This is a genomic window from Bradyrhizobium genosp. SA-4 str. CB756 (genome assembly GCF_000473125.1).
In the GTDB taxonomy this organism is placed as follows: Bacteria; Pseudomonadota; Alphaproteobacteria; order Rhizobiales; family Xanthobacteraceae; genus Bradyrhizobium; species Bradyrhizobium arachidis.
In genome coordinates this window covers 9,689,818-9,716,289 of sequence record NZ_KI421499.1, presented here as the reverse complement: position 1 = coordinate 9,716,289, position 26,472 = coordinate 9,689,818, and the positions used below count along the sequence as shown (strand labels likewise).

The window sequence follows — 26,472 nt, the reverse complement described above, 5'->3', positions numbered from 1 at the left end:
CGCGCGGAGAACGAGGGGCGGAGCGTGGTGTGCGGCGTAGCCTAGACGAAGTGAGAGCGAAGACGGATGAACTGCTGCGAAACGGGCGAAGGCGGGCTGTAAAATCAATTCCTTGGGCTCTTACCGAATTTTTCGGTGGACTGGCTGATTTTGTTGAAGCCAGACATGATCAAGATCACCACACTCCCCGTTGCGACACGCGACATTCGCGCGTGCATCCAGCGGCGGATGTGTGGCGCCGCGGCTACCTTCTCTTGCCTCTCTCACGCCTGGCTCTCTCATTTTGGGACTGAACATGCGCAAGGTTCTGGCGATTTTGGTGATCTCGTGCTGGGCCAATTTGGCTTACGCACAAAAGGCCGACCTCGTTGTCACGAACGCAAAAATCGTGACGCTGGATTCTGCATCGACGATCGCGCAGGCTCTCGCGGTCCGCGAAGGCAAGATCGTTGCAGTTGGCGGCAACGATGCCATGGAAGGCCTGATCGGGCCCGCGACGCGCCGCGTCGAGGCAGGCGGACGCACAATCATTCCGGGATTGATCGATTCCCATATTCACGCCGTGCGCGCCGGCCTGACCTACGCAACCGAGGTCAACTGGATCGGCGCAAAAACGGTTCGAGAGGCCATGGAACGCTTGCACCAGGCGGCAAAAGCGCGCCCGGCGTCCTGGATCATCGTGGCCGGTGGCTGGAGCGAGTTGCAGTTTGCGGAGAAGCGGCGGCCAACCCTGGCCGAGGTGATGTCGGCAGTTCCCGACAATCCGGCTTACATCCAGCTGTTCTATTCGGCGCTGCTGATGACGCCGAAAGCGCAGCAAGCGCTCGAGATATCCGCGGATCAATTGCCGGCCGGAATCACGGCCGAGCGCGCCGCATCGGGCGAGACCACGGGCTGGTTCAACGGCTCCATTGTCAGCATCTCCGCGCTGTTCGATCGCCTGCCGAGGCCGAATTTCGAAGACAATGTCGCCGGGACCCGGCAGTTCTTCACGGAGCTCAATCGCCTCGGAATTACCGGGATCGTGGATCCCGGCGGCTTCAGCATTTATCCCAGCCACTACGCCGCCTTGCAAAAGCTTTGGCGCGAGAAATCACTTTCGGTGCGAGTCGCCTTCAGCCTGTTCGCGCAGAATGTCGGCGCGGAATTCGAGGAGTACAAGGGTCTCACGCCGTTCCTGCCGATGGGATTCGGCGACGACATGCTGCGATTCAACGGAATCGGCGAGCGGATCACCGGCGCCATGTACAACAACAACGCGCCCGACGCGGCCGCCAGGGACAAGTTCCTCGAGATCGTTCGCTGGGCAGCCAAACAAGGGCTTACCGTCACCATCCACTGGCAGGAAGACAAATCCGTCCACCAACTCCTGGACCTCTATGAAGAGGTCAACAAGGAGACGCCGATCGCACCGCTGCGCTGGTCGATCGCCCATCTCGACAACGCCTCGTCCGAAACGCTGGCGCGCATGAAGGCCCTCGGTGTCGGCTGGACCATGCAGGACGCCATGTACCTCGGAGGCGACCGTATCGTGGTGCAGGCGGGCGAAGCCGCGCGCAGCATGCCGCCCATCGTCACGGCGTTGCGCACGGGCGTCCATGTCGGAGCCGGCACGGATGCGCATCGGGTCGCATCCTACAATCCATTCGTCGCGCTGCAATGGATGCTCGACGGCAAGACCGTCGGCGGAGTATCGACACGCGGCCCGGACGAAACACCCAGCCGCGAAGATGCCTTGCGCCTGTACACGGTGGGAAGCGCCTGGTTCTGCTTCGACGAGACGCGGCGCGGCACGCTCGAAAGCGGCAAGCTCGCCGACTTCGTGATTCTCGATCGGGATTTCATGTCCGTCCCCGTCGAGCAAATCGGCGCCACGACGTCGCTGCTGACGGTCGTGGGCGGCAAGGTGGTCTACGCAGCGGATGTTTTCGCGAGCGCGAAATAATGCTGCCGGGCCCACCAGCAAATCAACTGTGCAAGTTCGTTATCGCAGCTTGCCGAGCCACAGCGCGGTGAGCGCCGAGCGATTGCTCACGCCGAACTTGGCGTAGATCGACTTGACGTGGAAATGCGTGGTGTTCGGACTTTGGTCGAGCCTCTGCGCGATCTGCTTTTCCGTGTCCCCGTCGAGCAGTGCGAGCAACACCCTGCGTTCGGCAGGCGTCAGGGGCGCCTCGGCGATGAGCAAACCGTGACTGAGCAGTTGCTGCCGGCAAAACCATCGCAAGGCGCGCATCACGAAGCCCAGACGCTGGGCGTCCTGCGCCGAGAAGCGTGGTGACTGTGTGTCGCGAAATACGAACAGGCGAATCCTCACGTCGGCGTTGAGCGCGATGCGCACGGAAATGCTGTCGGCGAAGCCGACGTCCAGATAGTGCCGGCGATAGTGCTCGCCCTCGAACCATTCCGGCGGCAGCGCTTCGAACAGCAGGCGGACGCGGAACGGCTCATCTCCCGACATCGATAGGATCTGAGACAGGTCGACGTTGTCGGACCACAGCTTATCGTACTGCTTCTGCACGGATGCCGCCACCGCCGGTATCGGATCCAGCACGCGGACGAGGCGCGGACGCCAGCCGAGCAAGGGATCGGCCCGCTTCGGCGAAGGCAATCGCACGACCACACCCCATAGCACATTGCGTGCCGACAACATGGTGCGCAGTGCGGCCAGCAGATGTGTCAGTGCGGCGTCGCCGTCGCCGACGGAGAACTCGGCCAGCCGATCCCAAAGTGCATAGACATCTTGATTCTGCGGACTGGTGGAATCCGTGGATAGATACATGTCCCCCCCGAAACGAGTGCGCAGGTCACCGACCTTCGAGCAAGCATAGGAGACACCGGACCACCTTTCTAGGTAGTTCCCGGACGCATCAAGTGGCGCGATATTCAGTGCGGGTGTTGGGAGGACTGGCCTTCTCACCGTCACGATATTCGGAGATTAACGATGCGCACAGCAACGGGCGCGCGCCGGCTTGACACGCCCGACGACGACCGGACGGAGCGGCGATGGCGTCTCGGCTTTTTCATCGCCCTATTCTGCGCCGTCTTGATTGCCCTCGCGGCCTTCGCGCAGGAGCAACCCGCTAAAGCGTTGATTCGACCCACCGGCCCGCTGCCGGCGATCAACATTCCCTGATCGGGCGCTGTTGACGCACCATTTGCCTGGAGCCGAGATTTCATTTGCATTGGAAATTGTGTGATCCAGACCGCTAGCGATTGGGCATGTTTGCTCATGCTGATTTCAGTTTGCCTTGGGGCCTGCTTTGTCTGGGCATTCTGGGAGATCGAAGAAGCCCGCCGTCGCCGAGAATGGAATCGTGAGCTCGTGCGCGAAGCACGACGCTCGCTAACGCCCAGTCATTAGCCAACTCCTGGAGATCATCATGCGCGCCGTTGCAACTGCTGCGATCGCAAACGCTTTTGTCCGGGTGTTCCCCGCATCGTCATTGCAGGCAAACGTCCTCGAGCAGACCGCGTTGTTCTGTGGAGCCGCCCTCTTGGTGTGGCTGCTGTCGATGACCTATGGGCTGGATCTCAGTGCCGGATTCTTCTAAAGCGCGATGAGATTGGGATGAATCGTCATCGCGCTTTAGGTTGTTGTTTGCGCATGATCTTTTCGGAAAACCGCTTCGCACTTTTCCGGATCATGCTTTAGCCGATCAGCATCTGATTTTTTGCGTTTGCTTCGGTATCCAGGTCCGCTGAGCACATGTGCGGGGGTCGTCGCGCTCTTCAGGGGCAAGTTGATAGAAGGACGCGGAAATGCGCTGCTCAGACGTTTTGCTCTGCGGCTCGAAGTCCTGGGTTGAAGGTGCCGGCTGTCTCGCATCTCTTCTCGTCTTCGCCACGTTTTGCATGAAGACGATGCTCCAGCTCAGGATCACGGCCATCTTGAGCAATGTCGCGTTCATCGCATGTCTCGGACTTCTCGATATCGCGATCGACGGGCCGGAATCCGACCATTCGGGTTTATCTTCAGATACTCACCGCGATCGGTGCTGAAAGCTGTGGTGTCGAGCAACGCCAGGCATTGCCCCATAAGCCCTGTTGGGCCCAAACCAGGGAGCCGCCCCGCCGGGGAGTTCGAGGCCCATTCTGCCTGCTGGCGTTAACTCACAGTCGTTCAAAATATCCCTATTGGGATACTGGGCCTGAAACGAAGCTGGATTTTGAGTCGCCCATGTCGGGCACTGGGCGCTTGCAGAGCTTATCGCGCCAATCGATATAATCGCTGCAATGATGGAAGTCCTGAATCTAACCATAATCGTGCTCCGAACGTTTGTAGTTTCGTGCGGAGCATTCGCGCTGGCAGAATCAGCTGCTCTGTCGAAAGCGTTTCCTTCGAATTTTTTTGATGGGAGTTAGATAGGTACGCGCTCGAGAAATGACACGCAGTGGAAAATCACAGCTGCGCGAACGGCAGATCGGTACGCTCACCGTTGCGTGACCCGCACATCCGCGCATGTCTGAAGTCGGGATTACGGTGACAGAGCACTCAATGACTCCGGCCGTTTCCTGGATTCGAAGGCTCATGAATCAACGACACTGTCACCGCAATTGCGATCCTAGATCATGCGCCGAGGCTGTTGAAACGAGCCGCCAGCCGCTGGCAAGCGAATGATAGCCGGTGCAGCAGCACATCCCATCGAATGATTCGACCAGCGCTGACGACGGAGACAAGCCCCAAAGCCATCAGCAGCATGCCAAGCCAGGTCCAGACCCATCCGTCATCGTCCGCCTCGGCGGCGGAAAGTGCGAGCGGCATCGCCGCAGCGGCAATGACGTCACTGGCGGCCGGCGTCGCCGCCAGCAGTGCCTCAACGTCGACCTGGCGCAGCGCGATCTCGTCAGCCGTGAGCCGGTCGCGTTTGGAAAGGGGGACCGGCAACGCGCGGGTTGCGATCCCGGCGGCGAGGACGGGACTGGCATCAACCACCTGCGCGAGCACGGACGGGCTCGGCCGGGACGCATCCGCAGCTGCGGAGCGCGGCAGCTCCGCGCGCGCATCCACCACCACCTTCCGCTTGTGCGCCGCGGTCTGGTTCTCTTCGGCGCTAGCGACACGATGTTTGGCGGCGCGTTGCTGAACCAGCTTCTTCACCCTCTCTGTTCCTTCGCCGGCCTGGAACCAGCATCTGCGCCGGCCTTCCAACCGATAGACCCAGTGCTGGCCATCGGCGGTCGACTTGCCGGGCCGCGTCAAGCACTCCGCTTCCGCGGGAGCGGGCGCAGGGGCTGAGGCGGGACCGACATTGAAGAGTTCGGAAATGGAGGCCGAAAACGCGGATGATGTCGACAGACCCGCAAGAAGTGCAAAAGCGGCGTAACAAATTCGCAAATGACCGGACATGAAAAACCCCGGTGTTGCGCCCCCTGCCCGGACGGGAGTCTTGGCCGTGACCTGGGTCGCAATGCGACTTAAATCCGGCAACGCGGTGGATTCATTTTGGCCGCAGGCGAGACGCAAGCGACCTTTCGCCATCTCCTCAAGGTCGCACTTGCAAGCATCAGCGCACGCATAGTTGCAAAGGCGGTAACTTTACCCGAACGGATGTAGCCGATGTACCGGCTGCCAGACGAAGCGCTACATCCGAACTGACGACTGGGCTTTCGACCTTCGCAGGATGACATTCTGTCCGGAGTGCAGAACCCGTCCGATTGCGTGGAGCGATTGCGATGAGGGAGGCTAGGATGGATTTTTCGCGGATGTCGGATGGGATCCGGCTGCATCACGCCTCTCATCGGCACGATGGGTACGATGGTGACGACGAAGCGGGTCCGGCACCGAGCGCGCCGTTCCCGACCGATGCAGTCGGCGGTGGCGCCCTGGTCCATGATCCCGGCCCGTCTGCAGGTCAATTCGCAGGTCAATCTGCAGGTCCTGAAGCGCACCCCGCGAGCGCGAATACCCAGTATCGTGACTCCGACCCGATTCAATCCAAACATCCCACATCGGGGGTCGACACAAGCGGCCACGCCGGCAATCACGCGGTGAGCCTGGATGTCTCGTCCATCACACCCGCATCCCATGCCGGGATGGGCGTTGCTGCGGTCGGGAGCGGAGCCAACACGGCCGGGAACGGCGGAGACGGTTACTTTTACGGAAGTCTCATTCACGCGTCCCTGTTGGTCTATGAACCGATCAACATCTCGGTGAGTTTGGGATACGGCTCGGTCGCCCTCGCCAACCAGTCCAACAATTTGAATGTCGATCAATCCGCCTTTCAGATGGCCGGCGTCGGCGGCCATGGCGGCAATGACAACATGGCATCGGGAGGCAGCGTCAGTACTTCCTTGGCCGCCGGCCTGATCGCGAGCGGCGACAACGGCGCCGGAAACGGCGGCAGCGGTCATTTCTCGGGTGCGATCGTGGACGCTCCCGTGGTGATCTATCATCCGGTCAATATTGCGGTGGCGGCCTCGAGCGGCACTGCGCATGCAAGTCAATCGAACACGGTGGACATCGATCAGTCGGCCACCCAGATCGCGGGCGTCGGCGGAAGTGGCGGAAATGGCAACGTGGCCGCCGGCGGCAGCGTCATGACGCTCGACCCCAGCTGGGGATCAAGCAACGGCGGGAGCGTCGGGGACGTTCAAACGGGCGGAAGCCAGGCCGGCAATGGCGGCGACGGCGCGTTCTACGGCGGGCTCGTCCATTCCTCCGTCGTGGTGTACGACCCGATCAACATCGCAGTCGCGGGCTATGGCTCCAACACTCATTCGGTCCAGACCAACGACGCCTATTTCGATCAATCCATCATTCAGATCGCCGGCATTGGCGGGCACGGCGGCAACGCCAACGCCGCGGCGGGCGGCCATGCAAACCTCCTATCTCATGGCCTTTGGGGCGGCTCCGACACGATCGCGACCGGTTCGAACGGCGCAGGCAATGGCGGCAACGGATATTTTGCCGGCAGCCTGATCGATGTCAGCGTCGCGATCTATGCACCCATCAATATCGCAATCGCAGGTCCCCATTCGACGGCCGTAGCCGATCAGGTCAACAACGTGCACATCGACCAGAGTGCTATCCAGATCGCCGGTGTTGGCGGGGACGGCGGCCACGGCAATCTCGCGCTGGGTGGCGATCTCGCCGCCCATCTTCTGTCGGATCTTCACCTGATGGGATAGCGGAACATCGTGCCGCTCGCGCAAGCCCGATCGCGAGCTGCCTCGATGCTCTGCACATGCGAGCTCGCCCTGCGGGGCCCTCCGGATGTCTCGAGCTCCGGTGTTGCGCGACGAATGTCCATACTTTCGTACGTAGATCGACCAAGCCGGATGGTGTCCGATTTGACATCTATCGCCATCGCGCGTGGCCGGATCAGACTTGCCGCGCGCGTCCGCCTGATCGGGATGGATGATGCACGAAAGCCAACAGAGGGAGGCACACATGATGCCCAAAGCGATCAACATCTCGGACTCGATCGAATTCAAATCGATCAGCACCGGTGGTCAGAACGTCGGAAATGGTGGCGACGGCACCTTCAAGGGAGCCATCATCAGCAAGCCGACGGTCAACTTCGATCCAAGCAACAAGGCAGTCGGTGCCGACGTGCACGTGAACACCGGCGATCACGTCAAACAGACGGCAGATTGGGATGCCGGCGGCGCCAACGCGAAGGCCTCGTATTTTTCGAAGGCCCATGGCGGCGACGCCGAGTCGAACGGAAGCCAGAAGTCCTACAGCGGTTACGATACCTCCAAGGTCTACGCCAATACGGATGCGACCCAGACCAACAAGCTCTGGGTGGACCAGCATCAGGAAGTCGTGGCCGGCGTCGGCGGCCATGGCGGAGACGGCAACGCCGCGCTCGGCGGCGAAGTCAGCTTCCATCTCGATACGTTCTGACCACCAGCTCGTCCGGCAGGACCGGTGGCCGCCGCCACCGGTCCTGAAGTTCGAGCCAATACCCCGCCGAACTCGTTGGCGGATGATTTTGGCCATCGGCCAAGTGCGCCGGACCTCGATTTCAGGCGGTGACTATCATGCTGATGCCGCCCATTCGGTTGCCCATCCTGCCGCAGATCGGGACGCCGCTGCACGCGGCCCTGCGGTCCTGCGCGGGACCGCTCGGTCTCGTATTCGCGTATAGCTGCAGCTACAACCTGCTTCTGTTCGCGCCCTCCATCTATCTTCTTCAGATCTACGACCGGGTGTTGTCGAGCCGGAGCGGCGACACGTTGCTCCTGCTCACGCTCATCGTCGCGATCACGGTGGTCGTCGGCGGCGTATTCGATGCATTGCGGCGCGCCGTCCTTGGACGCCTTGGCGCCTGGCTCGACGATCGCCTTCGTCCTTGCGTGCTCTCGGCCGGCCTCGAATCGGCGCTTCGCAGCGATTGGACCCAGGCGTCGGGCGCATATCGGGATCTCACCGTGCTGCGCCAGTTCGTCGAGTCCGGCGCATGTCCGATGCTGTTCGACGCGCTCTGGGCGCCTTTGTTCCTCCTTGTCCTCTTTCTGATCCATCCCCTGCTTGGCGCGGTGGGCGCCTGCTGCGTCGCCTTCCTGTTCGCGCTCACGGTTGCCGGAGAGCTGGTCACGGAAGACGTTCTGCTCAGATCCGGCGCCGCGCTGTCCAGAAGCTGCGGCCGCCTTCAGACTGCAGCGAGCAACATCCACATGATCCGCGCCATGGGGATGTTCGACAACGCTGCGCGCATGATCCACCGTGACGCGCAGCACGCGCGCAGAGAGCACGATGTGGCGCTCCGGCGCGGCGAGATCGTCTCACTGGCCGCCAAGCCGGTTCGCGCGCTGTCGCAGGTCCTGATCATGGGCGCCGCCGCATGGCTCGTCCTCGATCACGGGAAGAGCCCGGCCATCATCTTTGCTGCCACGCTGATGTTCAGCCGGGCGCTCGCGCCGGTCGAAAGCGCGGTCGCAGGCTGGAAATCACTCGTGTCGGCCGTGAGCGCCTGTCAGCGGCTCGGCGCTCTTCTTGCTGCATTCCCCGTCGCCCGGCAGCAGAGCGCGGAGGATGCTCCACTCCAGGCGCGAAGCGGCCTCGTCGTCGACAATGTTGACGTGCGGCTTGCGGGGACCAACCATCTTCTCCTGAACGGCATCTCGTTCAGCCTCATGCCCGGAGAATGCCTTGGCATTATCGGTCCGTCCGGGTCGGGCAAGTCCTTGCTCGGCCAGGTGATCGCCGGGCTGTCGATGCCAACGCGTGGCCGTGTCGTCCTCGACGATACCGACGTCTTGCTGCTTCGCGAGGGCCGAAACGGCGACCGCCTCGGATATCTCCCCCAGGACATCAACCTCCTCGGCGACACGATCAACGACATCATCGCACGCCTTGAAGATGCCGATCGGCGGAAGGTCATCGAAGCGGCCAAGCTCGTCGGTATCCACGGGGCGATCATGCGCTTGCCGCTGGGTTACGACACGGTGGTTCAGAGTGAAGCAACCTTCTCGCGCGGGTATCGGCAGCGCCTCGGCCTCGCCCGCGCCTTCTTCGGCAGTCCACGCCTCGTCGTTCTCGACGAACCCAACGCCAGCCTGGACTACGGGGGCGAGCGAATGCTCCTGGATGCGATCGAGCGCATGAAGCTCGCAGGCGTCATCCTTGTCGTCGTCACTCACCGGATGGGTCTCCTCGCCGCCACGGACAAGATTGCCATCATGGAGGACGGTGCGGTCGCCGCGTTCGGCGACAGCGAGGACATCTTTGAACGGCACCTGAGCCGCCCCCAGGTTACTTCGCAGATTGCGCCATGATCTGGAATTCCCTCACCATATGGAAGCATCCCGCCGTCTCGAGACTTCCCATGATCTGGGACCAGCTCATGCGAGCGCCGACAAGCCCCTCGCCCGCCCGACGATCTGGCGTCGTGGTGACCGCGATCGACGATTTCGAGCCTCTGGAATTTCCATGGTGCTCGACGCCCACGCCGATCTCTCCGCGCGGAAGGCTTCGCGGTATTACCGTTGCGGGCAATCTGCTGGTGCTCTGCTTCATGCTGGGGCTCGGGACATGGGCGAGCCTCGCGCCGCTCGAGAGCGCCGCGATCGCGTCCGGCGTCGTGGAATCGGAATCGAGTCGCAAGACGATCCAGCATCTGGAAGGCGGTATCGTCAGCAAGATCCTGGTTTCGGATGGCGATATCGTGCGCAGCGGCCAAACGCTGATCGCGCTGGAGGACACAAGGGCGAGCTCGGAGGTGCAAAGTCTTCAAGGCCAATTTTGGGATGCAGCTGCTCGTGCCGCACGGCTTCAAGCCGAGCAGCAGAGATTCGATAAGATCGCAATCCCGGACGCGCTGGAACAGGACAGCAGGCAGAGCGGAGTGGCCGCCGCTGCAGTGTCGGCGCAGCAATTCATTTTCCAGGCGCGCCTGCAGGTTCACGAGTCGCAGATTGCGGTCATTCGCGAACGAAGGCGTCAAGTCGAGAAGGAGATCGAAGGTCTCAAGGCTCAGGAAACCGCCACCGGGCAGCGGGTCGACATCGTTCGGGAGGAACTGGATATGGTCGCGACCCTCGTCAACAAGGGACTCGAACGGCGGCCGCGGCTTCTGAACCTGCAGCGGGAGCTGGCCGAGGTCGAGGGCCGCCGCGGCGAGACCGCCGCGCAGATTGCTCGCGCCGGGCAGGTCATCAGCGAACAGCAGGCCACCTTGTTCAAGCTCGAGAGCGAGAGACAGAACGAGATCGCACAGTCGCTTCGTGAAGCACAGAACCAGATATTCCAGCTCCGCGAGCGGTTGCTTGCGGCAAGGGACCAGCTATCGCGAACGGAGGTCAAGGCGCCCGAGGACGGCGTGATAACCGATCTGCGGGTTCATACGGCCGGCGGCGTCATCGGAGCGGGTGCTCCGCTCATGGACCTGGTGCCCCGGCAAGACCGTCTCATCGTAACAGCGCGCCTGAGGCCCGAGGACATCGATGTGGTTCATCCCGGCCTCCACGCCGAGGTTCACCTCGTACCGTACAATCAGCGCCGCGTACCTCGCCTGAAGGGGACCGTCGTGCACGTATCCGCAGACCGGCTCCTCGACAAGCGCACCGACCAGCCATACTACGCGACCAAGATCCGGATCGACGACGGGCAGATCGCGGCGAACGACATCCAGATCGTCCCCGGCATGCCGGTCCAAGTGTTCATCACGACGGGGCGCGGCACCGTGGCTCTCTACGCGCTCAGGCCCCTGCTCGACAGCTTCCGTGGTGCATTCAGAGAAGATTAGGTCTCGTGCATGGGAGCTGCGCCGCCGTCGTGATCGCGACTCTGCGCGGGCAACCGGCCGCGCCAGCGGAGGACGGCTTCCGTGCGATTGTGCGCGGCACATTTCCTCATGATATGCTGAATGTGCATTTTGACTGTGCTTTCCGAGAGGCCCAGTTTGGCGGCGATCAGCTTGTTGGGCAGGCCGAGCTCCAGTTCCGCCAGAACCTGTTGCTCACGAGGCGTGAGATCGTTCACGCTCCTGTCGATAGCCACTCTGGCTCCCTCGTTCATCAGATATGCGGGCCCGCGCGCATCAGGCGGCTCGAAATCCGGTATCCTGTTGATCCCGGCCACGGGCAACGGCCTGTAGGCGCCGCCGACAAGAACAAGGCGCAGGCCAGCTATCGCGATCTCGATCGGCAGCGAGGAGGAAAGAAAGCCGCGCACGCCCCGCTGCATCGCGGCCTGCACGGTCGGCTCGTCGTCATGGTTTGACAGGACCACAGTGGCGGCATTGGGACAACACTCCGCAACGAAGGCGAGATCGTCCTCAACCGAGGGATCGCCGATGGGCTTGTCCGCGATACTCAGCATCACCAGACGAACATCGCGGGCTGACGTGCAGTCCAGGCCTTGGGCCGTTGCCATGTCAAGGATCTCAAGTTCGTCCAACTCCCTCCTGAGGATCTGCAGAATGCATGTACGAGGCAACAGAAGCGGCTCGATGATCACCAGAACCGGCAAGTGAAGCGATTCATTGAGCCGTTTTGACGGGTTGGTTATGTCGTGCATGATGTCCTCGAGATGAAAAGAACTTCCGCGATATTCCCATTCCGTATTGCGTCTCCCTGCTGCCCGCATTCATCCTGAATGCATCAACACGAGAGCGGCGCAGTGCCGCCGTTAGTGCCGCATCCACTGCGGGATCACTTGACACCTGGGTGGAAGTTCTTTCCGCTCAAAACATTTGGGCGCGCACCACGCCGTGGCGAAGTCGACGCATTCCCTCAATTGCAGATATTTCGATACGCCGTTGACGCCGCCGACCCTGACTTGCCGTCGACGACATATGCTTCATCCTCCTTCACGAGATACAGAAACGGCCTCTCTCCAGTCTCGCCGCCTGACGCGCTTCTTCCTTTCGCGCGCCCGCAAATCGTATCCACGGGGCGTCCAAGCATGTTCTTTCGCGTTGCGCGCTTCACGTCGCTGAGTTCGAGCGTTTCCGGAGTTCCCATCTGCGTCGCGATCGCAACCTTCGCCTTGTCCAGAGCAGGATCCGGCATTTCCGCGGGCCGTTCGCTGATCCTCGTTCGCGGGGACGAAGCTTTGGCAAGCTCGGTCGATCCGCGTTTTTTCGAGGTTGATGTCTTGCCGGGCTTTGCCGGCGTTGCGGAACTCGATCTGACAACCGCAGGCTCTGGCGCCAACGCCTTCGGCATTGGCTGCGCGGATTGGGCGACAGCAACCCTGTCGAAACAGGGCCGTGACGCACACCCGAGGAAATACCCCCGGGAAGGCGCAAACCAGCCAAAGCCGATCAGGACTCCTGCCAGCACTCCGACAAAAAGCAGTCCCATCCGATTTCCCCTCCTCGGGAGCTCGGCTCGCACTCGTAACTAGGACTAATTCCGCGCTGGTGATCTATCTGTTGCGCAAAAGCATTAAGCGCCCATTAAGCGCGCCGCTGTCCGGCCCATGTCCGGATGGCCGGACTGGATCAGGTTCCAGACGAGAAAGGCCGATGGTGAGAGCAATCATGGCCGATTTGGTCCGCTCTTGGACCCTTCTGCAACTTGCGAGTTCGTCTGAAGGTTTGCGCTACCAAACGCTGCCGATCGCCGACTTAGGGCCTTCAGGCACGAGACGCAACGAAGGCAATTGGGCTCGAACAGAATCGCCGGGGATCAACGGAGCTGACCAACATTCGGCCGCTCATAACGGTCGGGTCACAGGTTCGAGTCCTGCCGCTATCACGGTGACAGTGCATTCAACGGCTCGGCCGTCTTCACAGCTCCAAAGGCTCGTGAATTGAGTCCGCTGCCATCGTAACCCGCTCCACTACGTCCGCCGTTCAGCATATCATCGGATTATCCCCGTGGTCGCAAACGCCGCCCGGCTGCTCCGAGGGCGCCGGCGCAAATGCGTGGTAGGCCGGCGTCGCGATCGACCGGTCGCCCTCGATGCGAGAGCTGCCGGACCCCACGCTGTGCTCGGCGTGTCGATCGCCGGCGCGGTGCTCGCGTGCCTGGAGCGGCGTGCCAGAGATTGCGGTGACGACCAGTCCGGTCAACAGGGCCTTGAACAGCACCGACCCCACGGGATTTTTGAATGATGTCATCGTGGCTACTCCTTCTCGATTGGGTGATCTCTCGCAAGGCAAGAGATCCAATCCACCCCTAAAGCGCGATGAGATCAGGATGAATCATCATCGCGCTTTGGGTTGTTGTTTGCGCATGATCTTTTCGGAAAACCGCTGCGCACTTTTCCGGATCATGCTTTAGACGTGCGTAGCCCGGTGCTTATTCCCAACTCACGAAGTCGTTTTCTATTTGACTGAGGCGCGTGCAATCGTCGCAAATACGAGCCGGAAGGGCGGATTCGACGGCCCCGCATCGAACGTGACCAAGAATTCAGTCGGGCCGCTCGTGACCTCTGCTCCGGACAGGGCAGCTGGCGATCACGGAGCGTTCGACCCGCATCAGCTTCACACCAGCTTCGCGCCAGAAACTGCCGCAACGGGACGCTACGGCCGTACTCGGTGGATTCCGCACACATAGCGCGGTCAGCAATTTTTACCTGGTTCCTTCTGGTCACCACATGAATCGCCAAGAGCGCCGGGCTGCGGCCAAGCAACAGTTAAAAACGGTCGCACCACGAGCCTTGCCGCAGCATTTCGAGGCCTTGAAGCAAGGCCAATCGCTGTTTCATCTCGGCCGCTACGCCGAAGCGCTGGAATGCTTCGACCTGTTCGAGCGGCACAATCCTGGCATCGCGCCGCTGTATCAGACGCGCGGGCTTTGCCTGCAGCGGCTGGGCCGGTTCGCGGAGGCGCAGGCCGATTTCGAGCGGTCGATTGCGCTCGCCCCCCTCGAGGCGGAGACGCACAAGAACCTCGGCACTCTTCATTCGCGGCTGGGCCGAATGGAGCAGGCCTTTGCCTGCATCGATCGCGCAATCGCGCTTCGTCCGAATTTCCCCGCAGCGCTGACCGAAAAGGCGCGGGCGCTGTGGAGCATGCAATTGCTGGACGAAGCTTTCGCGGCCCTCGGCGCGGCGCTTTCGGCCGATCCGGTCAATGCGCACACGATCTGGCATCTCGCGCTGCTCCAGATGCTGACCGGAGATTTCGAGCGGGGCCTGTTGGGACGCGAGGCGCGCTGGAAAGCCTCGCTCGGCCTCGTCGATCGCGGCTTTTCCGCACCGCTCTGGCTTGGTGACACGCCGATCGCAGGCAAGACCATCCTGCTGCATGCCGACGAGGGATTCGGCGATTCGATCCAGTTCGCGCGCTATGCGCCGATGGTGGCCGCACTCGGGGCTCAGGTCATCCTGGAGGTGCCGCCGCCGATCCAGCCGCTTCTGCAAGGCATCAGCGGTGTCGCAGCATGTATCGGCCGATCGGCCGCGGCTTCGACCGCGTTCGACCTGCACTGTCCGCTTGGAAGCCTGCCGCTGGCGCTCGCAACGCGGCTCGACACGGTTCCGTTCGCGGACGCTTACCTTCCTGCCCCGCCGGCGGCGCGGGTGAGGGCGTGGGAAGACCGGCTTGGCGCCCGCGATCGCCTCCGCGTCGGCCTCGTCTGGTCGGGCAATCCGGATCACAACAACGATCACAATCGATCGATCGCGTTCAACACGCTCGCGCCCCTGCTCGACTGCGACGTCCAGTTCGTCTCGCTGCAAAAAGGCGTCCGGGATCAGGACCGGGCCTTCCTCGCCGAACGCGGTGATATCTTTGACCTGACGGATCATCTCACGGATTTCAGCGAAACCGCGGCGCTGATCGGCTGTCTCGACCTAGTGATCGCAGTCGACACCAGCGTCGCTCACCTCGCCGGCGCGCTGGGCGCGCCGGTCTGGACCATGCTGCCCTTCAACCCGGACTGGCGCTGGTTGCTCCATCGCGACGACAGCCCGTGGTACCGGTCGATGCGGCTGTTCCGACAGCCGAAGCGGGATGACTGGGCCAGCGTCGTGGACTGCGTTCGGCGCGAGCTCGATGGGCGGGTTTCCGAATGGCGGTCGGAAGCACGGCAACTCCAGAGCAAGGCCCCGATCGCCAAACCGCTGGATGCAGTCGTCGCGAACTACCTCGGCCATATGCACCGGCAACACGGGCGCACGGACGAGGCTGTGCTGCACTTCCAGCGGGCATTACAGCTGTATCCGCAATATCTGGAAGCGGCGAACAGCTGCGGACGCCTGTTGTTCAGTCTCGGACGGTATGCGGAAGCGCTCGAATGCCTTGATGTAGCCGGGAAGCCGGACCCGAATTTCGCACTCCTGCATCAAATTCGCGGCGATTGCCTCCAGGAGATGAAGCGGTTCGAGGAAGCGGAGGCCGCCTACGAAACGTCCATTGCGCTCGACGCCAGCCTGGCGGACACGCACAACAAATTTGGCGTGCTTCATGTGAAGCTCGGCCGAATGGACCAGGCCTTGGCGTGTTTCGATCAGGCGCTCGAGCTTCAACCGGCTTTTTCCGGAGCCCTTTCCAACAGGGCATTGGTATTGCTGAATCTGCAATTGCTGGATGAAGCTTTCGCGACCTTTGGCAGATCGCTGACGGTCGACCCGGGCAATGCGGTGGCGACCTACAATCTTGCGACACTACAGTTGCTGACGGGGGACTTCGAGCAAGGCTGGCTTGGACGCGAAGCGCGCTGGAAACTTCCTGTCGGTTTGCTCAATCGTGGTTTTTCCCAACCTGTTTGGCTTGGCGACCAACCGATCGAAGGCAAGACCATATTGCTTCATGCCGACGAGGGATTCGGCGACGCCATCCAGTTTGCGCGCTATGTCCCCATGGTGGCCGCGCTCGGAGCACGGGTCATCCTGGAGGTCCAGCCTCCGATCCAGCAGCTGCTGGCCGAGGTCTCCGGCGTCGCAATGTGTGTCGGCCGACCGTCCGCGGCGTCGCTGCCGTTCGACCTCCACTGTCCCCTTGGAACCCTGCCATTGGCGCTCAAGACACGGCTTGATACGATCCCGAGCCCGGAGCCGTACCTTCCTGCGCCCCCCCTGGCGCGCGTGAAAGCGTGGGAAGACCGGCTTGGCGGGCGCAATCGCTTCCGCGTCGGTCTCGTCTGGTCGGGCAATCCGGCGCACAAGAACGATCACGACCGATCGATCGCACTCGAGACGCTTGCTCCCCTCCTCGATTGCGATGTTCAGATCGTCAGCTTGCAGAAGGGCCCCCGGGATCGGGACAAAGCCTTCCTCGACGAACGTCCTGATATCGTCGACCTCACGGATCATCTCACGGATTTTTGCGACACAGCGGCGCTGATCGGCTGTCTCGATCTGGTGATTACGGTGGACACCAGCGTCGCTCACCTCGCCGGCGCGCTTGGCGCGCCGGTCTGGACCATGCTGCCTTTCAACCCGGACTGGCGCTGGCTGCTCCACCGCGACGACAGCCCGTGGTACCGCTCGATGCGGCTGTTCCGGCAGCCGAAACGAGACGACTGGGCCAGCGTCGTGGACAGCGTTCGGCGCGAACTGGAGCACCTGGCGTCCGCGTGGCGCAGCCGCGACGTAGCGAACGACGAAGGGCTAAAGCATGATCCGGAAAAGTGCGAAGCGGTTTTCCGGAAGGATCATGCGTAAACAACAACCTAAAGCGCGATGACGATTCATCCAAATCTCATCGCGCTTTAGCTGCACGCGCAGCCCTCAGCCCTCCACCCGGTACAGCCGCCACCGCTCCGGCACGCCCTTGAGCTGATGGCTGCCATGATCCCTGAAGCGGATCGTGGACGGCGTCTTCATCAGGTCCTTGACCGCGCTCGACACCAGGACTTCGCCGGCGCGCGCCTTGGCCGCGACGCGCGTGCCGATGTGGAAGGCGAGACCGACCATCTCGCCGCCGCTAATGGTGTACTCGCCGGCATGCAGCCCCACCCTGATCTCGAGGCCCAGCGTGCGCACGGCCCTCTGGATCGCGGTCGCGCAATTGATGCCGGCGGCCGGCGCCTTGAAGGTCGCGAGCACGCCGTCTCCGGTCGTCGTCACCTCCTTGCCGCGCGAGCTCTTCAGCTCCTTGCGCACCGCGGCGTAATAGTGGCCCATCACCTTGGTCCAGCGGGCATCGCCGAGCTTTGCTGCTTTCGCGGTTGAGCCGACGATGTCGACGATCAGGATGGTGGCGAGCGCCTGCTTGAGCTCGGGGCTGGACGCGGCCGATCGGGGACGGTTCGTGATGGACCCGCTGAGCGGCTCATAGCGATGGCTGCGGCGCCGCGCGATCGCGGATTTCGCGTAATCCTGGGCGCGCTCTGCGCTGCCGCAACGGACCGTCTTCTCCTGCGGCGTACGGCTCCAGTAGACCTTGCGCCCCTTGCCAGCGCCGTCCACCTCCACCGCGCCCCATTTCAGGAAGATCATCGAGCCGACGCGCCTGACACACCACGCCTTCGACGTGTACCCGGAGACGTTCGACTGATGGAGACCGATGCGAAGGAATTTTGGCATGACCATGCGGCCGATCGCAGGAACGTCTGGCTGACCTGGGCCAAAACGTAATCGGACATTGCCGCGTTGGCAACGGTGCTTGCCGGCACGCTGCTCGGGTCTCCGCAGCCTAGGCTCCCTTGCCGTCGCCTCGCCCGCCGATCGTGCAGCGCCAGGCGGCCAGACGTTCGGCCGGGTGCTGCGCCATCCATTCGGCGAGCTGCGGCGCGCCCATCAGGCAGGACTGCATCGTCACATCGGCGAAGTCCGAGGTCGTGACGATCTGTTCATGGCAGTCCGCCGGAGAGGCAAGACGACAGAGCACGGCAATGATCCGGATCATCTCACGCGAGCTCCTTCGACCAGTCGTACCCGCTTCTGGCGGCCGAGCGCGTCACCGGCCGCGCTGCATCGGCGGTCGAAGCCTTTTCGGCGCGGCGCTGATAATCCTCGGCCAGCATCTTCAGCCGTGCCGCAACCGCATCGTCAGTCATGCTGCGGGCCGCGCGGAGCAGGCTCTGCGCCGTTTCCATATATTCCTTGCCTCGTCGTGACATCTGGAGCGTCATGGGATCCTCATAGGGTTTTCTGCAGGCCTGCCGAAGGCGATCGGGAAACGGCCCACCCAGTTTCGATCATCCTGACGGCGCGCCGCGAAACGTTCGACGCACCTCTTCGAGCAAAGAGGCCTGTGCCACGCGTAGTACCGGACGAGGCCGAATTTGCCGTCGCAGACTGCGCATCGCCCGGTTCGACTGTGAAGGGTTTCGGAGCAGGTTGGCATTGAAGCCTCCTCTGTTGTCACGCCGGATGTCGCCAACGAAACCACCTTAGGAGTCCTGCGCGGCAATCTCTTTCAACCGGGCCCCTCCATTTGCCCATCCGCACGACGTGCCGCCTCGCTGATGAAGGGCGAGCCGTGCAAGCGTGCGTTTGCGCAACCGGCAGAGCAGAAAACGCCCGGCGTCCGGATTTTCGTTCGATCTCGGAAAATGCCGCGACAAGGCAGGCCTGATCGCGGGCGCAGGCATTCAAGCCGGCCCTGACCGAACATGAAGATAAGTGAACGAGGACCGGCCCGACCTCGCGCGTGTCAGCCGGGAAACGCGAACAGCTCGATCGGATCGCTGAAGCCGCGCACCTCGTATTTGCCGACGCGCTCCAGCTCGAATTTCGGCTGGACCAGCTCGGCGAAGTCGCGCGAGAGCAGCACGCTTCGCCCGATCTGCTTGGTCAGCGCTTCCAGGCGCGAGGCCATGTTGACGGCGGGGCCGATCACGGTGAAGTCGAGCCGGCTCATTGATCCGATATTGCCGTACATGACATCGCCGACATGGACGCCGATACCGTAGTTCAGCGGCGCGCGGCCGGTGCCGTTGTTGCGCGCGTTCAGCGCGGCCATGGCGTCGCGGGCTTCGTTGACGGCATGCAGCAGGTTGGCGCAGGCACCAGGCTGGCTGAGCGGGAAGATCGCGAGCAGGCCGTCGCCGATAAATTTCAGGATCTCGCCGCCGTGCTTGGCGATCGGCTCGGACATCGCGTCGAAATAATCGTTGAGGAGGTCGATGACGTCGTCGCGCGGCCAATTGTCGGAGATCTTGGTGAAATCCCGCAAGTCGCAGATCATGATCGCGGCGCGCACCGTGGTGCCGGTGCCGCGCCTGGTGGCACCGGCGAGGATCAGCTCGCCGGCATGGGAGCCGACATAGGTCTCGAGCAGCGTTCGCGCCAGGCGGTTCTTGATGCGGATCTCGCTGACCAGCGCCAGCACCGGCAACACATTCTTCAAGGCCGCGACATGCGCGTCGTCGAAACCGCCGGGCCGGTCGGTCGCGAAGGTGACGAAATGTCGCTTGCCAAGGGTGTGATGGAGCGGCCAGACGACATAATCGGTCAGGCCCTTCGCGCGCATCTCGTCATAGATCGCATGCTTGCGGCCGAGCGACGGATCGCCCTCGAGCCTTTCGCGTAGCTCGGTCGCGCCGTCGATCATTTCATTGATGGGGCTACCGATGAACTCGGATCGCTCGACGACGTCGAAGTCCACCCGCGTGATCGTCGCCTCACGCATGCCGTCCGACCACAGGAAGCCGGCGCCGAGCCATTGCGGATGCTGTATCCGGACGTGCATCGTCGCCCGCTTGAGCGGAATGCCCGCCTGCTGCAGGCGGATGCACATCTCGGCGAAGATGTTGTCGATAAAGCGCTGGTCGCGCGTGCCGTTGATCAGCCAGTCGACGACGCCGTCGGACAACGTGGCGGAGGGTTTTGTGTCTGGCGCGCTCATATCCTGCCCTTCGCGGCGATCCTGCATCAGGGCAGATATCGTGCTCCGGCGACGCGGCGTCAACCTGGCCAGTTGCGTAGATTGTACGCAGCGGCCGGGGCGCTGGCCGTTCAGCCGACGAGCTGGATCGACGCCAGCACCGCAAGTCCCGACACGAAGGCCAGCCTGGCCGCCCTGGTCAGCTCGACCTTCAGCGTGCAGCCCCCAGGGATGACGAAATCCTCGCTATTGAGACGAATGCCGCAATCGCCGGAAACCGCGTAAACCAGATGCGTGCCGGCGGCAAGCTCGCGTTCGCCGGGTTCCCTGAGCGCCACAAGCGCGATCTCCGCCGCACCGCGCCGCGCCATCAGATTGACGACTTCGACGGGCCCCGCCTCGAGCGCGGTGACGATCTCGAGCTCACCGGCGAAGCGCACGGTCGTGAAGGGTTCACGCTCGTCGAACTCCTGCCCCGGTGCTTTCAGCACCAGGCCGCGTCCGGCGACCACCATCTGCAAGCGGTCGATGCCGGGCATGTAGGAGAAGGGACCGGGCGCCACGATCGGCGTCGAGGCGAAGCGCCACAGCAGGCTGCTCCAATCCTTCACCGGCGCGTCGGTGCGGTGCGCCCCCGCGATGTCGGTGAAGATGCCGCCGCCGTTCTTCCAGGGCGAGCGGGTATAGTCTTCGGAGGTCAGCAGCGTGGTTTTCATGGGGTGAAGCTGTCTTGGAAAAGCGGGTGAGCCGATGTCATCCGCGCACCATGCGCGGTGAAACTCTCAACCCGCTATAGGCGCAACTCGCCCTACGGACAAGGCGTGCCGGCGCTGCCCCACTCCTCAATGAGCTTGCCGAGCTGCTCCGCCGAATAAGGCGGCCTTCGCACCGGCTCCACCGTCCATGCCCAACGTACCAGAGGCTCCGTCGTGACGTGATGAACGAGATCGGCGATCGTCTTGCGATCGCCGTTGCTCTCGGGGTCCTTGAATTGCTTGCAGATCTCGGCACTCGACTTGCCGAACCACTGCATCTTGACCGGCGCGAGCTGCCACTCCGCCTCGCCCTTTGGGCTCGTGGCCCCCGGCGGACCGTGCGGCGTCAGCGAGTTTTGCTTCGAGTGGCACGTCGTGCAGGCGAGATAGTTGATGCCGTCGTCGCCGCCTTCGGCACTGATGTGCATGCCGTGCGGCCGCGGCGCGGCTCCGTATTCAGGCCCGGACCACATCGGCACCCGATCGGGTCCGACGTGACAATTGGCGCAGCGCGGGTGCGAGAACACCTCGTGGATCTTGCCCCAAAGCGCGAGGCCAGGCGCGGACTCCTCGGCCAGCGCCTGCGCGGGACCCGCAACCAGCAGGATGGCGAGCGCGTAGCGGATCATCGGCCCCTCCCCTCAGACGAACCTGATCTTCGGATGCCTGATCAGCGGCAGCTCGTACGCCCGGTTATTGGTCGCGGCGAAGATGGCGTTGGCAAGCGCGGGCGCGGCCGGCGGAACGGCCGGCTCGCCGATGCCGCGGATGTGTTCGAGGCCGGTGTTTTCCAGCGGCTTGACCTCGATCTGCGGCGCCTGATAGAGGCGCATGCCTTCATATTGGTGGTAGTTCGTTTGCATCGCCTGGCCGTCCTCATAGGTCAGCTCGGCATTCATGGCGTGGCCGAGCGCCCAGATCACGGCGCCCTCGACCTGGTTCGTCAGATTGTCGGGGTCGAGCACCTTGCCGACCTCGGCGGCGACGAAGACGCGCCTGATCGCGATGGCATCGCCAACCTTCTCGACCTCGACCACTTCGGCAACCGGCACGCCGAAGGACAGCGTGAAGGCGAGCCCGCGGGCGCGGTTGGCGCCGGGATTGCTGCCCCAGTTCGACATCTCGCCGACGGCCTTGAGCACCTTGTGCGATGGCGCGTACACAGGATTGTTCGCGCACAGCCGCAGCCGCTCCTCCAGCGGATCAGCGCCCGCGGCATGGATCAGCTCGTCGAGGAAGCACTCGTGCATGAAGGCGTTGCCGGACGCACCGACCGAGCGCCAGGAGCTGACCGGCACCAGCTCAGGCACGCGATAGCCTCTCACACGGTAATTCGGGATCGCGAACGGCTGATCCCAGGCGCCCGCCACGATCGCCGCATCGGGCAAAGGAAACGGCAGGTTCAGCCGGCTGAATTGCGAGGCGTTCACGGACGGCGCGGCGATGGCGAGATCATAGGCCTCGACCTGGCGATTCTTCACCGTCCCGCGCATGCGCGCGACGGCGAGCGGCCGCGGGAGGTCGTGGGTCATGTCCTCCTCGCGCGTCCATGTCATCTTGATTGGCGGCCCCTGATAGGCCATCGCGAGCTCAATGCTCTGGCGCACATAATCGTCCTCGAGGCGGCGGCCGAAGCTGCCGCCGCAGAGCTGCGCGTGAACGTGAATGTCGTCTTCCGGCAGCCCGGTCATCTCCCGCGCGGTCTTGACCAGGAACGCCGGAATCTGCGTCCCCGTCCAGATGTCGAGGCGACCGCCCCTGAGCTGGACCACGGCATTCATCGGCTCGAGCGGGGCGTGGGCGAGATAGGGCACGCGGTATTCGGCCTCGATCGGCTTGACGGCGGCGAAAGCAGCATCGACGTTGCCGTCGTTCCTGGAGATGATCAGGCGGCGCTCCGGGACGAAGGACGCCCGCACCGCGTCGAACATCGCCGCGCTGCTGGCCGGATAGGGCGCGTTGCCCCAACGGCATTCGATCTGCCTCGCAGCCTCGAACGCGCGCCAGGTGTTGTCGGCGATGACGCCGACGCCGCCCTTGACCGGCACGATCTTCAGCACACCCCTCGCCTTCAGAGCCTTCGAATCGTCATAGCTGCGCAGGACGCCGCCGAGGCGCGGATTGGTGCAGACCGTGGCGTAGACCATGCCGGGCAGGCGGATGTCGATACCGAAGGTCGCGGTGCCCGTGCACTTGGCCATCATGTCGATCCGCTGCATCGGCTTGCCGAGATAGCGCCAATCCTTCGGATCCTTCGGCACGATGCCGGACGGCACCTCGATCGTCGCCGCCGTCTCGGCGAGAGACGCGTAGCTGAGCGCGCTTCCGTCCGGCAGGATCACCGTGCCGTCCCGCGTCGCGAGCTTGGCTCTCGCAACGCCAGTCTGCTTCTCAGCCGCAAGCAGCAGCACCTCGCGCGCGGTCGCGCCGGCCACACGCAGCTTCTGACAAGCGTCGGCGACGGTCGATGAGCCACCCGTCAGTTCGAGACCCAGAATCTTGCCGGCACCCTGGCCAATGATCTCCGCAACGGAATTGAAATGACCGAGCACCGAGAACGGCACGCCCTCCCGGACCACCGTGGTATTGGCATAGGCCGAGCTCGGCGCGCCCGGATCGACCTTGATGTCGTTCCAGGCGATGTCCAGCTCCTCGGCAAGCAGCGCCGCCTGCACCGAATAGGCGCCTTGGCCGAGATCGGCGCGCGGCGTTATGAGGGTGACGCCGCTCTGGTCGATCCGCACATAGGGCGTCAGCATGTGCTCGCCCTTTTTGAGGCCGTTCGTGAGGCGCCGGTTCACGCGGAACGGCTCGGTATAGTAGAAGCCGAACACGAGGCCGCCCGCCACGCTGGCCGCTCCGAGTAGCGCAAGGCGCCGCGAGATCGTACCGCGCGCGCGCTTCACGACTTTTGTCCTTGCAGCCGGGCGGCAGCGGTCCTGATCGCCGCGCGGATGCGCGTGTAGGTGCCGCAGCGGCACAGATTGGCCGACATCACGTGATCGACCGTCACGTCGAAATCCTTTTCGGCGAGCGGCGGATTGCCTTCGACCAGCCTGGCCTGCAGCAGGGCGGCCGCGGCCATGATCTGCCCGGGCTGGCAATAGCCGCATTGCGCCACCTGATGCTCGATCCACGCCGCCTGCACCGCATGAAAGGCCTGCGTGTCCAGCCCGGCGATCGTGGTGATCTCGGCGTCGTCCTTGACGTCGCCGATCCTGAGCGAGCACGACCGCACCGGTCGGCCACCGACATGCACCGTGCAGGCGCCGCACGTCGCAATGCCGCAGCCATATTTCGGGCCGGTTTTGCCGAGCTCGTCGCGCAGCCACCACAACAGCGGCATGTCGCCCTCGACATTCACATCATGCGGCTTTCCGTCCACCTTCAGCTGGCGCATGACCGCTCCGGAAAACAGATGGTTCTGACGAAATCAATCGCCGGCTAACCGGCGTAGCTCAACTTCAGGCTTCAATATGCGGGTCATTATCGCGCGGGATGGACTCCCTGGCAAGACGTGGCTTGGTGGTCTTTCACGCTGAATTCACGCGAGGTGCGGGGCGCGGCTCACTCCTTCCCGCCCTTCAGCTTCGGCAGGGTCTCCACGATCTTCTGCTTGCCGTCGACGATCTCGGCGAGGAAGCTGGCGCGGTCGATGTCGCCGTTCTGGTCCCAGCTTGCCTCCATCAGCATGCCCGGCGCCTTGTCGGGCGTCAGCGTCAGGCCCTTCATTGCAGCGCCAAAGGCCTTGCTGTCGAACTTGCCGATCTTCTCGGTGACGTATTTGACGAGATAGACAGCGGTGTAGCCCTTGATGCCGTTGTGGTCGGGCCGGTATTTGAAGCGCTCGGTGAATCTCTTGGTGAACTCCTCGATCGCCGGCACCGGCGCGTCGGCGGACAGGCCGACATGGCCGCGCACGCCGTTGGCGGCGGGACCGGCGAGCTCGACCACCTTCTGGCTCAGCAGCGTGGTCTCGCCGAACAGCGGCGTCGACAGACCCTGCCGCCTGGCCTCGATCAGGAAGCGCGCGCTCTCCTCCTCGTTGGTGTAGACGAACACGGCATCCGCCTTGGCGCCCTTCAGCTTGATGACGTCGGAGCCGAAATCGACCTGGCCCTGCTCGGTCGAGATATCGGCCGCGACCTCGATATTGCGCGCCTTCATCTCCTTCAAAAAGTTGTCGCGGCCGCCCTTGCCGAAGTCATTGTTGACCCAGACAAGCGCCACCGACTTCACCTTGAGCTTGTCGTGCAGATAGTTGGCGATCTTCGGCATCGAAAATTGCTGACCGAAGGCGGTGCGGAACACCCAGGGGTTACCCTGCGTGGTGATGTCGGCGGCCTCGGCACCGACGATCTGCGGGATCTCGGCTTGTTGCGTCAGCGCCATGTTGACCTTGACCGAGCCGGAATAGATCGGCCCGAGCACGACGTAAGGGTCCTTGTCGAGGACCTTCTGCACCTGCGCGCGCGAGATGCCGGGATTGCTCTGGGTGTCCAAATGCTCGGTCTGGATCGTGCGGCCGAGAATGCCGCCCGCATTGTTGATCTCGTCGATCGCGAGCGCGACGCCGTCGCGCCAGTTGGTGCCGGAGACCGCGCCGGGGCCGGAGAGCTCGATGACGTCGGGGATGTAGACCGTGCTCTGTGCCTGCGCAGCACCGGTGCCCATCGCCGCTGCGATCGCGACGGCGAATGTCCCTAAAAGATGCCTCATGATGTTCTCCTCCCCTTCGCTTTCTTTTTATGATCCGTCGAAGCCGAGCAGTTTCGCCGGCGTTCGCCACAGCAGGCGATGCTGGTCGCCCGCGTCCGGAAACAGTTTTGGCAGCACCGCGAGCAGCGGGCCGTAGTCGAGCCTTTCGGCTGCGCGCAGGAACGGATAGTCCGAGCCCCAAACGCAGCGGTCGAGGGTGAAGGCATCGACCAGCGCTGCGATGAACGGCCAGGTGTCCTCATAGGGATGCGGCAGCTGCGAGAATTTGTAATAGCCCGACAGCTTCACATGCGCGTCGCGCTCGCGGCCGATCGCGAGCAGCGTCTGGAAGGCCTTGCCTTGTGACCCTTGCGCGACCGAGGGCCGCCCGCAATGATCGAACACCAGGCGCACATTCGACTTTTCAATGAGCGGCAGCAAGGCGAGCAACTGGTCGTGCTCGACCTGGACCTGAAGAAACAGGTCGAGGCTGACCAGCTTCTCCAGCAGCGGCGCCGCCTTGAGATAATAGTCGGCGCCGTGGAACGGCACGTTGAAGGCGATGCCGATGACGCCGGCGGCCTTCAACCGTTCGAGCTCCTTGATATCGACGTCGTTCTCGACGACGGCGACGCCTTTGAAGCGGCCGCCGCCCTGCTTCAAGGTGTCGAGTAGGATGCGGCTGTCGCTGCCATAGCCGGTGTTGGTGGCGACGACCAGCGCGTGCCTGACATCGAAGGCATCGAACACGCGGAGAAGCTGCGCCGCGGGCGCGATCTCCTGCCCACTCGGCCGGTACGGCGTGTCGTCCGAATAGGGAAAGCGGACGGGATCGATGGCGTGGATGTGGCAATCGATCCTGGGGGACGCCGGCAGTGTCATGGCGCGAACTCCCGGCCTGC

General features: G+C 63.1%; 24 protein-coding genes. 8 read left to right on the top strand and 16 right to left on the bottom strand.

Features of this window, described 5'->3' with window-relative positions; all coding sequences use genetic code 11:
• Nucleotides 1-295 precede the first annotated feature (295 nt).
• Nucleotides 296-1,945, top strand: coding sequence for an amidohydrolase (locus tag BRAGE_RS0147055; RefSeq protein ID WP_027562627.1), 1,650 nt, complete (start codon nt 296-298; stop codon nt 1,943-1,945).
• 39 nt (nt 1,946-1,984) lie between these two features.
• Here the strand turns inward: BRAGE_RS0147055 and BRAGE_RS0147050 are convergent, their stop codons facing one another.
• Nucleotides 1,985-2,920, bottom strand: coding sequence for a helix-turn-helix transcriptional regulator (locus BRAGE_RS0147050; RefSeq protein ID WP_231164122.1), 936 nt, complete (start codon nt 2,918-2,920; stop codon nt 1,985-1,987).
• Nucleotides 2,921-2,944: 24 nt separating this feature from the next.
• On the opposite strand from BRAGE_RS0147050, the gene BRAGE_RS0147045 reads away from it, so the two are divergent.
• Nucleotides 2,945-3,136, top strand: a complete 192-nt coding sequence (locus tag BRAGE_RS0147045; protein WP_027562625.1) for a hypothetical protein — start codon at nt 2,945-2,947, stop codon at nt 3,134-3,136.
• 247 nt (nt 3,137-3,383) lie between these two features.
• Nucleotides 3,384-3,554, top strand: a complete 171-nt coding sequence (locus tag BRAGE_RS56365; protein ID WP_167336560.1) for a hypothetical protein — start codon at nt 3,384-3,386, stop codon at nt 3,552-3,554.
• Nucleotides 3,555-3,659: 105 nt separating this feature from the next.
• On the opposite strand, the gene BRAGE_RS0147035 is transcribed toward BRAGE_RS56365, so the two are convergent.
• The gene (locus tag BRAGE_RS0147035) at nt 3,660-3,911 is read right to left on the bottom strand and encodes a hypothetical protein (RefSeq protein ID WP_027562624.1); all 252 of its coding nucleotides are present in this window, start codon (nt 3,909-3,911) and stop codon (nt 3,660-3,662) included.
• Nucleotides 3,912-4,570: 659 nt separating this feature from the next.
• The gene (locus BRAGE_RS0147030; protein WP_027562623.1) at nt 4,571-5,350 is read right to left on the bottom strand and encodes a hypothetical protein; all 780 of its coding nucleotides are present in this window, start codon (nt 5,348-5,350) and stop codon (nt 4,571-4,573) included.
• Between the two features lie 341 nt (nt 5,351-5,691).
• Between BRAGE_RS0147030 and BRAGE_RS0147025 the strand changes: the two genes are divergently transcribed.
• From BRAGE_RS0147025 to BRAGE_RS0147010, 4 genes are all read left to right on the top strand, one after another.
• A complete protein-coding gene (locus tag BRAGE_RS0147025; RefSeq protein WP_231164123.1) occupies nt 5,692-7,131 on the top strand; it encodes a hypothetical protein in 1,440 nt (479 codons plus the stop codon).
• A gap of 262 nt (nt 7,132-7,393) precedes the next feature.
• Complete coding sequence (locus tag BRAGE_RS0147020; RefSeq protein WP_027562621.1) at nt 7,394-7,852, top strand: hypothetical protein; 459 nt, start codon at nt 7,394-7,396, stop codon at nt 7,850-7,852.
• 137 nt (nt 7,853-7,989) lie between these two features.
• Nucleotides 7,990-9,726 carry a type I secretion system permease/ATPase gene (locus tag BRAGE_RS0147015; RefSeq protein WP_035730787.1) on the top strand — a complete coding sequence of 579 codons (1,737 nt, stop codon included), beginning with the start codon at nt 7,990-7,992 and terminating at the stop codon, nt 9,724-9,726.
• Nucleotides 9,727-9,776: 50 nt separating this feature from the next.
• Nucleotides 9,777-11,195 (top strand): HlyD family type I secretion periplasmic adaptor subunit, encoded by a 1,419-nt coding sequence (locus tag BRAGE_RS0147010; protein WP_231164124.1) that lies wholly within the window; start codon nt 9,777-9,779, stop codon nt 11,193-11,195.
• Here BRAGE_RS0147010 and BRAGE_RS0147005 read toward each other — a convergent pair.
• From BRAGE_RS0147005 to BRAGE_RS0146995, 3 genes are all read right to left on the bottom strand, one after another.
• Nucleotides 11,192-11,968 carry a response regulator transcription factor gene (locus BRAGE_RS0147005; protein ID WP_035730786.1) on the bottom strand — a complete coding sequence of 259 codons (777 nt, stop codon included), beginning with the start codon at nt 11,966-11,968 and terminating at the stop codon, nt 11,192-11,194. The two genes, BRAGE_RS0147010 and BRAGE_RS0147005, sit on opposite strands and share 4 nt — an antisense overlap.
• Before the next feature lie 215 nt (nt 11,969-12,183).
• Complete coding sequence (locus tag BRAGE_RS57530; RefSeq protein WP_231164125.1) at nt 12,184-12,756, bottom strand: hypothetical protein; 573 nt, start codon at nt 12,754-12,756, stop codon at nt 12,184-12,186.
• 494 nt (nt 12,757-13,250) lie between these two features.
• On the bottom strand, nt 13,251-13,517 hold the full coding sequence (locus BRAGE_RS0146995; RefSeq protein WP_027562616.1) for a hypothetical protein: 267 nt from the start codon (nt 13,515-13,517) through the stop codon (nt 13,251-13,253).
• A gap of 479 nt (nt 13,518-13,996) precedes the next feature.
• Between BRAGE_RS0146995 and BRAGE_RS52050 the strand changes: the two genes are divergently transcribed.
• Nucleotides 13,997-17,008, top strand: coding sequence for a tetratricopeptide repeat protein (locus BRAGE_RS52050; protein ID WP_084334729.1), 3,012 nt, complete (start codon nt 13,997-13,999; stop codon nt 17,006-17,008).
• Nucleotides 17,009-17,074: 66 nt separating this feature from the next.
• On the opposite strand, the gene BRAGE_RS0146985 is transcribed toward BRAGE_RS52050, so the two are convergent.
• The 10 genes from BRAGE_RS0146985 to BRAGE_RS0146940 all read right to left on the bottom strand — a co-directional run bounded on the left by BRAGE_RS0146985 (nt 17,075) and on the right by BRAGE_RS0146940 (nt 26,452).
• A complete protein-coding gene (locus BRAGE_RS0146985) occupies nt 17,075-17,872 on the bottom strand; it encodes an adenylate/guanylate cyclase domain-containing protein (protein WP_027562615.1) in 798 nt (265 codons plus the stop codon).
• Between the two features lie 109 nt (nt 17,873-17,981).
• Nucleotides 17,982-18,194: a hypothetical protein gene (locus BRAGE_RS0146980; protein ID WP_027562614.1), complete on the bottom strand. Its 213-nt coding sequence runs from the start codon at nt 18,192-18,194 to the stop codon at nt 17,982-17,984.
• Between the two features lies 1 nt (nt 18,195).
• Nucleotides 18,196-18,420 (bottom strand): hypothetical protein, encoded by a 225-nt coding sequence (locus tag BRAGE_RS51465; protein ID WP_051378372.1) that lies wholly within the window; start codon nt 18,418-18,420, stop codon nt 18,196-18,198.
• A gap of 524 nt (nt 18,421-18,944) precedes the next feature.
• Entirely contained in the window at nt 18,945-20,138 is a 1,194-nt protein-coding gene (locus BRAGE_RS0146970) for an adenylate/guanylate cyclase domain-containing protein (RefSeq protein ID WP_027562613.1), read from the bottom strand.
• Between the two features lie 110 nt (nt 20,139-20,248).
• Nucleotides 20,249-20,833, bottom strand: coding sequence for a HutD/Ves family protein (locus tag BRAGE_RS0146965; protein WP_027562612.1), 585 nt, complete (start codon nt 20,831-20,833; stop codon nt 20,249-20,251).
• 92 nt (nt 20,834-20,925) lie between these two features.
• On the bottom strand, nt 20,926-21,501 hold the full coding sequence (locus BRAGE_RS0146960) for a hypothetical protein (protein ID WP_027562611.1): 576 nt from the start codon (nt 21,499-21,501) through the stop codon (nt 20,926-20,928).
• A gap of 12 nt (nt 21,502-21,513) precedes the next feature.
• Complete coding sequence (locus tag BRAGE_RS0146955; protein ID WP_027562610.1) at nt 21,514-23,778, bottom strand: xanthine dehydrogenase family protein molybdopterin-binding subunit; 2,265 nt, start codon at nt 23,776-23,778, stop codon at nt 21,514-21,516.
• On the bottom strand, nt 23,775-24,272 hold the full coding sequence (locus BRAGE_RS0146950; RefSeq protein ID WP_027562609.1) for a (2Fe-2S)-binding protein: 498 nt from the start codon (nt 24,270-24,272) through the stop codon (nt 23,775-23,777). The genes BRAGE_RS0146955 and BRAGE_RS0146950 overlap by 4 nt, the downstream gene beginning before the upstream one ends.
• 167 nt (nt 24,273-24,439) lie before the next feature.
• Nucleotides 24,440-25,591, bottom strand: a complete 1,152-nt coding sequence (locus tag BRAGE_RS0146945) for an ABC transporter substrate-binding protein (protein ID WP_027562608.1) — start codon at nt 25,589-25,591, stop codon at nt 24,440-24,442.
• 27 nt (nt 25,592-25,618) lie between these two features.
• Nucleotides 25,619-26,452: an amidohydrolase family protein gene (locus BRAGE_RS0146940; RefSeq protein ID WP_027562607.1), complete on the bottom strand. Its 834-nt coding sequence runs from the start codon at nt 26,450-26,452 to the stop codon at nt 25,619-25,621.
• Nucleotides 26,453-26,472 lie beyond the last annotated feature (20 nt).